The 12,265-nt window shown below is 61.2% G+C and carries 11 protein-coding genes; 5 read left to right on the top strand and 6 right to left on the bottom strand.

From position 1 onward, the window contains the following. Window positions 1-63: 63 nt before the first annotated feature. From ACE3OH_RS12480 to ACE3OH_RS12470, 3 genes are read right to left on the bottom strand one after another with little or no spacing between them, the layout of a single operon-like run. A complete protein-coding gene (locus tag ACE3OH_RS12480) occupies window positions 64-915 on the bottom strand; it encodes a metallophosphoesterase (RefSeq protein ID WP_374352987.1) in 852 nt (283 codons plus the stop codon). Between the two features lie 16 nt (window positions 916-931). Beyond that, a complete protein-coding gene (locus ACE3OH_RS12475; protein WP_374352985.1) occupies window positions 932-2,989 on the bottom strand; it encodes a S9 family peptidase in 2,058 nt (685 codons plus the stop codon). A 56-nt stretch (window positions 2,990-3,045) separates the two neighbouring features. Continuing rightward, the gene (locus ACE3OH_RS12470) at window positions 3,046-3,912 is read right to left on the bottom strand and encodes a DMT family transporter (RefSeq protein ID WP_374352982.1); all 867 of its coding nucleotides are present in this window, start codon (window positions 3,910-3,912) and stop codon (window positions 3,046-3,048) included. A gap of 460 nt (window positions 3,913-4,372) precedes the next feature. On the opposite strand from ACE3OH_RS12470, the gene ACE3OH_RS12465 reads away from it, so the two are divergent. The 3 genes from ACE3OH_RS12465 to ACE3OH_RS12455 all read left to right on the top strand — a co-directional run bounded on the left by ACE3OH_RS12465 (window position 4,373) and on the right by ACE3OH_RS12455 (window position 6,877). Next, window positions 4,373-5,149, top strand: coding sequence for a 3-hydroxybutyrate dehydrogenase (locus ACE3OH_RS12465; protein WP_374352979.1), 777 nt, complete (start codon window positions 4,373-4,375; stop codon window positions 5,147-5,149). A 131-nt stretch (window positions 5,150-5,280) separates the two neighbouring features. Next, the gene (locus ACE3OH_RS12460) at window positions 5,281-5,988 is read left to right on the top strand and encodes a CoA transferase subunit A (protein ID WP_374352976.1); all 708 of its coding nucleotides are present in this window, start codon (window positions 5,281-5,283) and stop codon (window positions 5,986-5,988) included. 220 nt (window positions 5,989-6,208) lie between these two features. Further along, window positions 6,209-6,877, top strand: a complete 669-nt coding sequence (locus ACE3OH_RS12455) for a 3-oxoacid CoA-transferase subunit B (RefSeq protein ID WP_374352973.1) — start codon at window positions 6,209-6,211, stop codon at window positions 6,875-6,877. Between the two features lie 186 nt (window positions 6,878-7,063). On the opposite strand, the gene ACE3OH_RS12450 is transcribed toward ACE3OH_RS12455, so the two are convergent. The 3 genes from ACE3OH_RS12450 to ACE3OH_RS12440 all read right to left on the bottom strand — a co-directional run bounded on the left by ACE3OH_RS12450 (window position 7,064) and on the right by ACE3OH_RS12440 (window position 10,085). Next, window positions 7,064-8,275 carry a hypothetical protein gene (locus ACE3OH_RS12450; RefSeq protein WP_374352970.1) on the bottom strand — a complete coding sequence of 404 codons (1,212 nt, stop codon included), beginning with the start codon at window positions 8,273-8,275 and terminating at the stop codon, window positions 7,064-7,066. Window positions 8,276-8,523: 248 nt separating this feature from the next. After that, on the bottom strand, window positions 8,524-8,925 hold the full coding sequence (locus tag ACE3OH_RS12445; RefSeq protein WP_374352967.1) for a hypothetical protein: 402 nt from the start codon (window positions 8,923-8,925) through the stop codon (window positions 8,524-8,526). A gap of 257 nt (window positions 8,926-9,182) precedes the next feature. Beyond that, a complete protein-coding gene (locus tag ACE3OH_RS12440) occupies window positions 9,183-10,085 on the bottom strand; it encodes a recombination-associated protein RdgC (RefSeq protein WP_374352964.1) in 903 nt (300 codons plus the stop codon). A 255-nt stretch (window positions 10,086-10,340) separates the two neighbouring features. Here ACE3OH_RS12440 and ACE3OH_RS12435 point away from each other — a divergent pair, with 255 nt between their 5' ends. Next, a complete protein-coding gene (locus tag ACE3OH_RS12435) occupies window positions 10,341-11,498 on the top strand; it encodes a hypothetical protein (protein WP_374352961.1) in 1,158 nt (385 codons plus the stop codon). 42 nt (window positions 11,499-11,540) lie between these two features. After that, a complete protein-coding gene (locus tag ACE3OH_RS12430; protein ID WP_374352958.1) occupies window positions 11,541-12,182 on the top strand; it encodes an SOS response-associated peptidase in 642 nt (213 codons plus the stop codon). The last annotated feature ends 83 nt before the right edge of the window (window positions 12,183-12,265 follow it).

Genomic DNA, 12,265 nt, shown 5'->3' with positions numbered 1-12,265 from the left:
GTGCTTGTTCCCGCACAAAACGGTCCTCAGGTGTACAGGCTATTAGGCTGAGACATTTAATAGCTATGTCAATGTGCAGATGATCAATTCGGGGTTTGCATTGATTCGGATTGGCAGTGTGCTGCAACCCACGCCACGGCTGACGAATAATGTGCCATTGTCTGCGATGCCATGTTTTCCATATACATATTTTCTGGAAAGTGATCCATGGGGCGTGGCAATGGGCTCTCCACCTTTTGTGCATATCTGTCCGCCGTGTGTATGTCCGGCAAAGCCGAATTCGAAACGCTGCCCGTCCAAATACAGCAAACCATCTGGTGAGTGCATTAGCAAGAGCGTAGCTTCCTGTGCTGGGCCAAAAGCGCTTGCGACATGCACATCGCCTGTCCATGGGTCGTCGAGGCCGACAAGAGATATCTTTTCAAATGGCGCGGGCAGATTTACCCGTTCATTGATCAATACACGCACCCCGAGTTCGCTCAGGCGTTTGGCTATGTGCGCATCGTCTGCCCATAGGTCATGGTTGCCAAACACTGCAAATGTCCCTAAAGGTGCTTGATATTGGTTCAATGCATTAATAACAATGTTGATATATTCTGCCTTGCACGAGACAAAATCACCGCCGAGCAGCAATAAATCCGGCTGCTGCTGCACGACGGCGTCTGCCAAAGCTTGGAATATTTCCGGGTGGGTGCTTGGCCCAGCATGAAAGTCGGACGCAAAGGCAATTTTGATGGGGCGGGGCAGAAGGTTCGGGTCTGGCAGCGTAATATCGTGATGACTCACGCCAAATTCGCCGTGCAGGCCAAGGCTATAGCTCCATCTGGCTAGCAGGCCTCGGCACAATAGGGCGTCCAGAAGCACTTCGCCCCATGCCCGGGCGAAGTGATTGTATTTGCCGCGTCCTCTTGCCATGCAGGCTATCTGCCGCTCAGGCAATGCCTAGCTGGCTCAACACAAACGCATAATCCAGCGCAATTTCGCGTATCCGGTCAAAGCGGCCGCTGGCGCCGCCGTGGCCGGCGCCCATATTGGTGACCAGCAGTAGGGGATTTGGGTCGGTTTTCAGGGTGCGCAGTTTCGCCACATATTTGGCTGGCTCCCAGTACATGACCTGGCTGTCGTTCAGCGAGGTTTTCACTAGCATGGTCGGGTAGGGTTGGGCGCGCAGATTGTCGTAGGGCGAATAGGCGCGCATCCAGCGGTATTGGGCGGGGAGATTGGGGTTGCCCCATTCCTCGTATTCGCCCACGGTGAGCGGCAGGCTGGCGTCGAGCATGGTGCTCAGTACATCGACAAACGGCACTTCCGACAGCACCACCTTGAAGAGTTCGGGTCGCTGATTGCTCACGGCGCCCATCAACAGGCCGCCGGCGCTGCCGCCTTCGATGGCGAGCCGGTCGCTCGCGGTATAGCCCCGGGCGATCAGCTGCTCGGCGCAGTCGATAAAGTCGTCAAAGCTGCGCTGCTTGTGGCGCATCTTGCCCGCGTCGTGCCATTTCTCGCCAAGGTCGCCGCCACCGCGGATATGCGCCACGGCGTAGATCACGCCACGGTCGAGCAGGGATAACCGCGCCGATGAGAAATACACATCATTGGGCAGGCCATAGGCGCCATAGCCATCGAGCCACAGCGGCGCCGTGCCCTGGTCGCGGGTACCGCGCCGGTACACCAGCGACACCGGCACCGCCACGCCGTCGCGGGCGGTGATCCAGATGCGTTCGCTCTCATAGCGTGCCGGGTCGAAGTCGCCCAGTACCGGGCGGCGTTTCAGCAAGGTCTGCTGGCGGGTCGCCATATCGTAGTCGTACACGGTCGATGGGGTGCTCATCGACTCATAGCTATAGCGCAGCAGCTGGCTGTCCCATTCGGCATTGGCTTCGGTGCCGAGGCTGTACACCGGCTCATCGAAGGCCACGCTATGGCTGGCATTGCTGCGCAGATCGGTAATCACCAGCTGGTTCAGGCCATTCACCCGTTCATGCCGCACCATAAAGTGCTTGAACAGGTCTATCCCCTCCAGCATCACCGTATCGCGCTCCGGCACCACTTCCTGCCAGTTGGCGCGGCTCGGGTCGCTTACCGGCGCGCTGACCAGGCGGAAATTGCGGCCGCTGTCATTGATGCGGATATAGAAGCGATCGTCGCGGTGGTCGAGGTTGTATTCGATATCCTTGCGGCGCCGCGCCAGGGTTTTCCAGCGGCCATTGGGGGTGTCGGCCGGCAGGTAGCGGATTTCGCTGCTGGTGTGGCTGCTGATCTGCTGCACCAGAAAGCCCTCGCTGCGCGTCAGGTAGACATCCATGCCAAAGCGCTCATCGCGCTCTTCATGGATCAGTGTGTCGGTGGCCTCGCCGAGGCGGTGGCGCCATAGCTGGTTGGCGCGCTTGGTGCGCTTGTCTTCGGTGGTAAAGAACAGGGTGGCGCTATCGAGCGCCCAGGCCACGCTGGTGACGCGCTCGCGGCGCATGCGCAGTAGCTTGCCGGTGGCAAGGTTCTTGATATGCAGCTTGTACTGGCGAAAGCCGCTGGCATCGGTGGTGTAGGCCAGCCACTGGCCGTTTGGGCTCACTTCGAATTCGCCCACCGCCATAAAGGCCTTGCCCAGCGCTAGTGCGTTGACATCGAGCAGCAGCTGCTCCGTAGCGTCTTGCCAGCTGCCATCGGCGCCTATCGGCTTGCGGCAGAGCAGCGGATACTGGCTGCCGGCTTCAAAGCGCGAGTAGTAGTAAAAACCCGCCAGCCGGTAGGGTACCGAGCTGTCATCTTCCTTGATGCGCGCCTTGATCTCGCTAAACAGCGCATCTTCAAACGGCTTGATCGGCGCCATCACCGCCTCGGCATAGGCGTTTTCGGCCTGCAGATAGGCGATTACCTCCGGGTCGGATTTATTGCGCAGCCAGAAGTAGTCGTCGATGCGGGTATCGCCATGAATGCTGAGCTTCTTCGGGCGTTTGGCGGCAAGGGGCGGGGTGGGAGCGTGGGTCATCAGGGCTAAGTCCAGGCAGGGCAGGCCTGCGCAGAGGTTTGGGGGCGGCGCCGGGTTCAGGATGCCGCAGGGCTGGCCGATTGCGCAAAACGCCATTCGCTCAGTATGACCGCTGCCACCACCATGGCGCCGCCGATGGCGCCATTGGCACCGAGCGTCTCGCCCAGCAGCACCCAGCCGAACAGGGCGGCGAATACCGGCTCCATGGCGTAGATCACGGCAGCTTTGTCGGCCGATACCTCACGCTGGGCATAGGCTTGCAGGAACAGCATGCCGGCCGTAGCGATCAGGCCCAGATAGGCAATCGGCAGCAGCGCCGGCATGGCGCGGGCGGGCAGGGTGGCCAGCGTGTTGCTGCTCAGGTCGGATACCAGCATCCAGGCGCCGCCGAATACTGCCATGAACACGATCTGGGTAGCGGCGAGCGAGCGTGGCTGGTGCGAGCCGGCGCGGCGCGACAGCAAGACCACATAGATGGCGTAAGCCAGCGCACACAGCAAGGTGGCACCGTCGCCAAGCCAGTTGCCACCGGCTTCCCACGACATCAGGCCGATGCCGGCGCAGGCCAGTGCGGCGGCGGCAAGAATCTGCAAGCTGAGCCGGCCACCGGTGAGCAGGCCGAGAAAGGGCACCATCAGCACATTGAGGCTGGTGATAAAGGCGCTGCGATTGGACGAGATATGCTCGAGCCCGAATGCCTGGGTGACATAGGAGAGCAGTGCCACTGCGCCAAGAATGGCGCCATCGCGCCAGGTCTGGCGCGGTGCCTTGATGGCAAAGGGCAGGATGCACAGGCCGGCAACAAAAAAGCGCAGCGCGGAGATTTCCACGCCAGTCAGGGTGCTTGATGCCGACTTCAACAAGGGAAAGGTGGTGCCCCAGACCAGGGTGACCAACAGGAGCAGGACGATATTCAGATTCACAACAACTCCGCGCAGCAAGGCAGCACGCATTCTACTATGAGCAGCGTTGCCGGCAGGGGCGACGCTTCGGGTCGTCGGCAACAACAGCAAAACCTGTAGACACAGAGCACAGGGAGCACACAGAGCGCACAGAGAAGGACCAAATCTTGCCTGGGTTTTCTCAGTGCGCTCTGTGCTCTCGGTGCACTCTGTGTCCACAGGTTTTGGGGTTGTCAAGACCAATTGGCTCGCAGCCAAAACCTGTAGACACAGAGCACAGGGAGGACAAAGAGCACATCGAGAAAGTCCAGACCCTGAAGGTTTTCTCAGTGTGCTCTGTGCTCTCGGTGCACTCTGTGTCCACAGGTTTTCGGCTTGTTGAATGCATGCTGAGTTTGTCGCCCTGTGTTGGGGCCCCCTATGATGCGGGCTGGTCAATGTACGCCATCGGCCAGCGATGGCTTGTTTGAAGGAGGAAGCAATGCAGGCACTACAAGGCAAGACCGCCCTGATTACCGGCTCGACCAGCGGCATCGGTCTCGGGATGGCTATCGAATTGGCCAGGCAGGGTGCCACCATTGTGTTGAACGGCTTTGGCGATGCTGCTCCGGCCCGCGAGGCGATTGCGGCGCTCGGTGTGGCGGTGCATTACCACGGCGCCGATATGAGCAAGCCGGCCGAGATCGCCGATATGCTGGCCTTTGCCAGGCAGGAGGCGGGTGGTGTGGATATCCTGGTCAACAACGCCGGCATCCAGCATGTGGCCAATGTGGAAGAGTTCCCGGTCGAGAAATGGGACGCCATCATCGCCATCAATCTGTCGTCGGCATTTCACACCACCCGGCTGGCGGTACCCCTGATGCGCGAGCGCAACTGGGGCCGCATCATCAACCTCGCCTCGGTGCATGGCCTGGTCGGCTCGGCGCAAAAGTCGGCCTATGTCGCGGCCAAGCATGGGGTGATTGGTCTGACCAAGGCGGTGGCGCTGGAATTGGCCAAGACCGGGGTGACCTGCAATGCCATCTGCCCCGGCTGGGTCAAGACCCTCTTGGTGGAAAAACAGATCGAAGCGCGTGCCGAGGCCAAGGGCCTGAGCCTTGCCGATGCGCAGCGCGATTTGCTGTCGGAAAAGCAGCCTTCGCAGGAATTCGTCACTCCCGAGCAGCTGGGCCAGCTTGCGGTCTTCCTGTGCAGCCCGGCAGCATCGCAGATTCGTGGTGCGGCCTGGAATGTCGATGGCGGCTGGGTGGCGCAGTAGGCCTTGCTCAGCGGGCACACAATGGGATAATGCCCCGCTTGTGGCGCTTGCCACCTGGCCGGACGCGCGATCCGCTGCGGCCGGTTGGGGGGCGCCAGAACCGAATTCCCTACCCAAGAACAGGAAAACCCATGAACAAACTGTATCCGAGCGCTGCAGCGGCCTTGGCTGATCTGGTCAAGGACGGCCAGACCATTGCCGTAGGCGGCTTTGGCCTGTGCGGCATTCCCGAAGCGCTGATCGGCGCATTGCGCGATAGCGGCGTGGGCAATCTGACTGCCATTTCCAACAATGCCGGCGTCGATGGCTTTGGCCTCGGGCAGCTGTTGGAAACCCGGCAAATCAAGAAAATGATTTCGTCCTATGTCGGCGAAAACAAGGAATTCGAGCGCCAATACCTCGCGGGCGAGCTGGAGCTGGAATTCACCCCGCAAGGCACGCTGGCTGAAAAGCTGCGTGCCGGCGGTTGCGGCATTCCGGCCTTCTTTACCGCTACCGGCTACGGCACTCTGGTGGCCGAGGGCAAGGAAACCCGCGAAATCCATGGCAAGCACTATGTGCTGGAGCATTCGCTGACGGCCGATATCTCGTTGGTCAAGGCCTGGAAGGCCGACAAGGCCGGCAACCTGATCTACCGCCGCACTGCGCGCAATTTCAATCCGAATGTGGCGATGGCCGGCAAGATCACCGTGGCGGAAGTGGAGGAAATCGTCGAGATCGGCGAACTGGACCCCGATGAAATCCATACCCCGGGTATTTATGTGCAGCGCCTGGTGCTGAACAGCTCGCCGGAAAAGCGCATCGAAAAGCGCACCACCCGCGAAAACCCGAACGGTTAATCCGAACGCGTAAACGGTATTCCATTCACTGTCGAGCGTGAGCGAGGCTCCCTCGCGGCGGCGCTTGTACTCGGGAGAGTTTGCCGGGTGAGGGCGGGGGGAGTTGGGGTCGATCAGGGCCATTGCGCTGCATGATCTGCCACTTTCCGAAAACACCCGGCTTTGCCGGGTGCTGAGCCGAAATGCAACGCTGGACCAGGTGTTGATAAAGGAAAAAGCAATGGCATGGACTAGAGATGAAATGGCCGCCCGTGCGGCGCAAGAATTGCAGGATGGCTTTTATGTAAACCTGGGCATCGGCCTGCCTACCCTGGTGGCCAACTGCGTGCCCGAGGGCATGGAGGTATGGCTGCAGTCGGAAAACGGCCTGCTCGGCATCGGCCCCTTCCCGGCTGATGCCGAGGTGGACCCGGATGTGATCAATGCCGGCAAGCAGACCATCACCACCTTGCCCGGCTCGGCGATTTTCAGCTCGGCCGACAGCTTCGGCATGATCCGCGGCGGCAAGATCAATCTGGCCATCCTGGGCGCCATGCAGGTCAGCGAGAAGGGCGATCTGGCCAACTGGATGATTCCGGGCAAGATGGTCAAGGGCATGGGCGGCGCCATGGACCTGGTGGCCGGTGTCGGCCGGGTGATCGTGCTGATGGAGCATGTGGCGAAGAAGAAAGATGGCAGCATCGACGCCAAGATCCTGCCCGACTGCACCCTGCCGCTGACCGGCAAGGGCGTGGTGGACATGATCATCACCGACCTGGGCGTGATGCGCATCTGCCGTCATGGCATCGAAGTGCTGGAGCTGGCGCCGGGCGTGAGCGAGGCCGATATTTCGGCTGCAACGGCGGTGCCGCTGGACTTTGCGCCGCTGCGCGCGGCCCAGACGGCCTGATCTGGCTGCTTGCTGGATGTAGCTGCCTGAAAGCCTGCCGGGCTGATGCCTTGGCAGGCTTTTTCATGGGCAGTGGCCGGCTAAGCAGCTAAGCCGTCGTACGCGTAGCCCAAGCTGCCAAGCGAGCTACGCAGCTGGTTCCGTGCTGGCGATGCAGTCTGAACACGCGTTCGGTCCGGCGCACTCCTAGCGATCGCGCTTGGGCCGCCCGTTGGCGCCACACTCGGCGGTCGGGCATTCGCGCTTTTCGCCGGCAGAGGCCGCAGCCGGCTTGCTGGCTGGCGTGGCAGGGGCGTTGGTTTTCTCCGCTGCCGGCTTGCTACTCACACGTTTGCTTGGTTTGGCATTGGGATCGGGCGTGCTTGCTTTGTTTGGGCCATTGGCGGGGCTGGCTTGCGCGCCAGTTTCTTTATGGGCGGATGATTCGGGCGGCCTGGCGCTGCCCGCTGTACTGTCGCCTGCCTTGGGTGCAAGGCCTGATGCGGTGTTTGGGGGTATGGGGCTGCCCGCTGGCGGCTGAATGGCGGGCTTGCTGGTAGCTGCAGGCGGCCGGGCTGTGCTGGCCGGCGTGGCGGTCGAGACCGGCGCCATCGGCGGCAGGCCGGTCGGTGCGGTGCTGATGGCGGCCGGGCCGGCCTTGTTTACCGAAGCGGCAGTCTGTGTAGTGGCATTGCCGGTCAGCGGTGAGGTGTGCCGCGATACAAATAGCGTTGCCGCAATGGCCACCAGCACCGCAAGGCCCACGCCTGCCAGCGCGGCTCGCTTGAAAAAGTGCTTGTGCGCACGCAGTTCGCGGCCAATCAAAGCATGGGTGCGTCGACCGCTGCGCCGTCGTCCGCCGGGTGGCGGCTGCACCTGCTCGCTATAGCCTACCGTGTAGATTTCATGGGCGCGCACATGCTTGTCGGTCTTGGCGCCTTCGTAATTGAACAGGCGCGCATATTCATCCGACAGGCAGGACACCACCTCGAAATAGGAACGTGACACCAGCACTCCACCGGGCTCGGCAAAGCCCATGATGCGTTGCGCTACATTGATGCCGTCGCCCAGCAGATTGGGGCGGCCATTGACATCCTTGACCAATTTCACCGGCCCGAGATTGACGCCGATACGCAGCGTCAGCGGCTGCCCGGCCTCGTGCAGCTGGCGGCTGGCGTCGCGCAGATTCATCACCACGAACAAGGCATCTTCCGGGTCGCCCAGAAAGCTGATGGCGGCGCCATCGCCGGTATCGAGCAGGATGCGGTCATTCACCGCGATATCGAGCAAGGCATCGTGCAAGAGCGCATTGAAGCGCTCCTTCAGCTGCATCTGTTCGCTGACCGGATGCATCGAGTACTCGACAATGTCGAGAAACACCACGCTGCAGATCAGGGTCCGGTTGGTCCGGTCGAACATACTCAGCCGCCGTCAGGGAGTCGAATCGTATTGCCTGCTATGCCATGGCCATGGTCAAGGCAGCAAGGAAGTCTCACTTTAGGCGCAGACTGCGATGAAGTCAGCTATTCGCGGCGATAGGCGGAGAAGGCAGGCCAGCAAGATGTTGCGGCCGGGGAGGAGGGCGGGATGCGCGGCGGAAAGGCGGCGAGGGAGGCTAGCTGCAAGATTGGGCCAGCTGCTGCCAGCCCAATCAGAAGGTCAAGACCTTACTTGACGATCTTCCACTGCGCGCTATGCCAGCCCGACTCGATCTTGCCGGCGGCGGCATTGCCCTTTTCCACATGGATGTATTGCTCAGGCTTCCACTTGTTTTGCAGGCGCACCCAGCCATCGCTGGTCTGTACCAGTTTCCACTGTGCGCTGTGCCAGCCCGGCTTGATCGGCGAGCTTTGCAGGCTGCCGGTTTCGATATTCAGGTAGTTCTGGCTGGTCTTTTCCTTGATGCGGGTAAACCCTTCGCCCGCATCTTCCAGCACGAACTGGCTATTGCCGTTCACGGTCAGCGGCTGGCTGACTTCTTCCCAGCGGCTTTGGAAGGCATCGGCGAATGCGATGGGCGACAAGAGGGCTAGCACTAAGCTGGCGCGAAGGGCGTGTTGAGCTTTCATGGGTGTTTCCTTGCAGATTGATTAGCGTGGCGCGCAGCCGGCCAGAAAACTGATCCAGTCAGTGCTTGATCCGCTGGCAGGCATCGGCCGCTGCAGTGAGCGGCACAAGGCGCAGGTAGCGGCAGGCTGCGAACGGACGCAAGGCTAGTGCTGCGCACCAGTTTGCGCGATTAATCATGGCTAAATCAGACTAAGCAATCGCTAATCGGCGCTAGGCTCTGCCGACAAAACGGCAACAGAGCCTAGAACCCGCGGCTTCAAGGCAGCTCGCCACCCAGTGCCTCGATCACGGCGCTGGCCAGATTGCGGCCTTCCATCACCATCAGGGTCAGGGATGCGTCGAACAGGGCGGCGGCATCGTCGGCATTGGCGTCCTTGATCTGGTCTTGCAGCAGATCGAGAAACTGCAGGCGCTTGATTTCTAGCTTTTCGGTCAGCACAAAGGCGATGCGGTCGTCCCAGCTCAGCGCCAGCTGGGTCACCAGCTTGCCGCTCTTCAGATGCATCTGCACTTCTTCGCTGCCGAGGTCATGGCGGCGGCAGGTGACCTGGGCGCCGCCTTCGCCCGGTGCCTTCAGCACGCAATCGGCGTCGAGGGTGAAATTGCCCGGTGCATTGTGCTCCAGCCAGGTGCTCATGGCGGTCACCGGGTCGAGCTGGGTTTGCGGCAGTTTGGTGGGCAGGCTGCCCAGGGTTTCGCGCAGGAACTGGATCAGCAGTTCGGCCTTGGCGGCCGAGGCGCTGTCCACCCAGATCCAGCCGGTTTCCGGGTCGACCAGGGCGCGCAATACGCGCGAGCGGCTGAAGGCGCGCGGCAGCAGCTCTTCGGCCACCCGCTCGCGGATTTCCTTGGCTTCTTTCTTGCCGATCTTGCGCAGCTCTTTCGACTCGATATCGGCAATGCGTTCCTCGGCCATTTCCTTGACCACGCTCGATGGCAGCAGCTTTTCCTCGGTCTTCAGCGAAATCAGCCAGCTGCCGTTATTCGGATAGGCGAAGATATCGGGCGCATGGCGGGCCGGCGCAATCCAGCCAGCGGTAAGCCGGTCTAGCTGGCCGACCGGCGCAAATGGCCGTTTTTGCAATTCGCTATCGAGTTTGGCGAAGTCGAGTTTGCTGAGGTCGGTGAGGCGATACAGCAGAAGATTCTTGAACCACATGGCAGGCCTTGCGCGCAATTGACGAGGGCGCGGATTGTAGCCGATCCCGGCCGCCAGGCGTGACACGGGTGCCGCCGATTGACAGCCTGCTGTATCGACCAGCTAACGCACAAGAAACGATGATGCGTCGTCCACTTCGTTGCGTGGCAGGCTGCATTGGCGATACGCCACGGAGTCGGTCAATTATTGCCAATTATCCGTTGCGTGATAAATTATCATCTGAAAAATAATCGGTGATAAGCCAAAGGCAGCCAGATGAGCACAACATCCACTTCGCTGATCTCATTCCGCCGCCGCGAGCTGGCGGAGCAGTTCTGCAACGCCCTCACCGGCGACGGCCTTCTCGATGCCCGCTCCGGCTTGTTCCTGGCAGCCCAGCGCCGCGTCGGCAAGTCCACCTTCCTGCGCGAAGACCTTATACCGCTGGCACTGGAGCGTGGGTGGGTCTGCGTTTATGTCGATCTGTGGGCAGATCGCTCCAGAGACCCGGCCTTGCTGATCGGCGAGGCGGTCAGGGATGTCATTGCCGGCCACGCCGGGCTGGTATCAAAGCTGGCCAAGGCCATTGGCCTGAGCAAGGTCACCGTTGCTGGTGCCCTTACCATGGATGTCGGAAGCAACGGACTTCCCGCCGGCCTTACCTTGACGCAGGCGCTGACCGAATTGGCCAGGCTAGCGGAGAAGCCGGTGCTGCTGGTCATAGACGAAGCACAGCATGCCTTGACCACGCCGGCCGGTTCCGAAGCCATGTTTGCCCTGAAAGCCGCCCGCGATGCGCTCAATAGCTCGAATCAGGCCCCTTCCTTGATGCTGGTATTCACCGGATCAAACCGGGACAAGCTGGCGCATCTGGTGCGTACCTCGAAAATGCCCTTCTATGGCTGCAATGTCACGCCATTCCCGCTGCTTGGCCGGGATTTCAGCGATATATTCTGTGCCACCGTGAACCAGCGCCTGTCGCCCACCAACCAGTTTCAGCCCGATGCGGTATGGGCGGCGTTTGATCTGCTGGGGCGTCGGCCGGAACTGCTGCGCAGTGTCATCGCCGATGTCGCCATGGCAGGGGAGGCGACCGATCTCAGTACCCTGCTCAAATCCAATGCTTCCGTGATACAGGCGCGTATCTGGCACGATATCCAGAGCGAATACCAGTCGCTGACGCCGATCCAGCAGGCAGTGGTCCGCGTGATGGCGTCGGCAAGCGAGGGCTTCAGCCCGTTTGGCGATGCATCGATGAAGCGCTATGCCGAGCTGTGCCATGAAGCGGTCAGCCCGCCATCGGTCCAGAATGCACTGGAAAACCTGCGAAGCCGCGAGATCATCTGGCGCGAATCGCGCGGCTCGTATGAGCTGGAAGACCAGTCGTGGAAAATGTGGCTGTTGAGTCAAAACCTGTTGCTGGCGCCCGCGTGATGATCGACGCGCCAATCCCGCTCGGAATAGGGCCCCCAAGCCATGTGCACCAATTTCACACCAAGCAGCCGGCTTATCATCCAGCAGCGTTTCGGCCTTGATGCGCCGGCTGGAGAATTCAAGCCCGAGGCCTTTCCCGGCTATCTGGCGCCCATCATTGCCCGTATCGACCCGGCTCAGGGCAATCAGTGTCTGGCTGCCGGTTTTGGCCTGCTGCCGCACCGGGCCGAGGATAAGCTGGCGCGCCACACCTATAACGCGCGCAGCGAAACGGTGGCGGTGAAGCCGGCGTTTCGCCATGCCTGGCAGCGCCGACAGTTCTGCCTGGTGCCGATGGCGCACTTTTACGAACCCAGCTATGCCAGCGGCCGCGCCCAGCGCTGGCGCATCGGCCGCCGCGATGGCGCCGACTTTGCGGCGGCAGGCTTGTGGGAGTGCCGCCAGCGCGACCATGCCTGGCACTACTCCTTCACCCTGCTCACCATCAATGCCGACGGCCACCCGCTGATGGGGCAATTCCACAAGCCCGATGAAGAAAAGCGCAGCCTGGTGATCATCGAGCCGCCCCACTACCAGGCCTGGCTGGGCGGCGAGGGTGATTTTGCCGGGCTGCTGAGCCTGGCACCGCTGGCTGGATTCAACGCTGCGGCGGCAAGCGAGGATGGGCAGCTCGCCTTGTTCTGACTATTCCTTCTCGAACCAGGCCATCGATTCCACATGGCCGGTATGCGGGAACATATTCACCACGCCGCTTGATTTGAGGGTGT

It is taken from the genome of Chitinimonas sp. (genome assembly GCF_041904975.1).
In the GTDB taxonomy this organism is placed as follows: Bacteria; Pseudomonadota; Gammaproteobacteria; order Burkholderiales; family Chitinimonadaceae; genus Chitinimonas.
The sequence above is the reverse complement of the archived record's forward strand: the minus strand, read 5'-3'. Positions and strand labels throughout refer to the sequence as shown.

Excerpts from the sequence above, each read along its gene's own strand:
- ACE3OH_RS12480 (WP_374352987.1), bottom strand. The coding sequence starts at position 915 with ATGGCAAGAGGACGCGGCAAATACAATCACTTCGCCCGGGCATGGGGC.
- ACE3OH_RS12475 (WP_374352985.1), bottom strand. The coding sequence starts at position 2,989 with ATGACCCACGCTCCCACCCCGCCCCTTGCCGCCAAACGCCCGAAGAAG.
- ACE3OH_RS12465 (WP_374352979.1), top strand. The coding sequence starts at position 4,373 with ATGCAGGCACTACAAGGCAAGACCGCCCTGATTACCGGCTCGACCAGC.
- ACE3OH_RS12460 (WP_374352976.1), top strand. The coding sequence starts at position 5,281 with ATGAACAAACTGTATCCGAGCGCTGCAGCGGCCTTGGCTGATCTGGTC.
- ACE3OH_RS12455 (WP_374352973.1), top strand. The coding sequence starts at position 6,209 with ATGGCATGGACTAGAGATGAAATGGCCGCCCGTGCGGCGCAAGAATTG.
- ACE3OH_RS12450 (WP_374352970.1), bottom strand. The coding sequence starts at position 8,275 with ATGTTCGACCGGACCAACCGGACCCTGATCTGCAGCGTGGTGTTTCTC.
- ACE3OH_RS12445 (WP_374352967.1), bottom strand. The coding sequence starts at position 8,925 with ATGAAAGCTCAACACGCCCTTCGCGCCAGCTTAGTGCTAGCCCTCTTG.
- ACE3OH_RS12440 (WP_374352964.1), bottom strand. The coding sequence starts at position 10,085 with ATGTGGTTCAAGAATCTTCTGCTGTATCGCCTCACCGACCTCAGCAAA.
- ACE3OH_RS12435 (WP_374352961.1), top strand. The coding sequence starts at position 10,341 with ATGAGCACAACATCCACTTCGCTGATCTCATTCCGCCGCCGCGAGCTG.
- ACE3OH_RS12430 (WP_374352958.1), top strand. The coding sequence starts at position 11,541 with ATGTGCACCAATTTCACACCAAGCAGCCGGCTTATCATCCAGCAGCGT.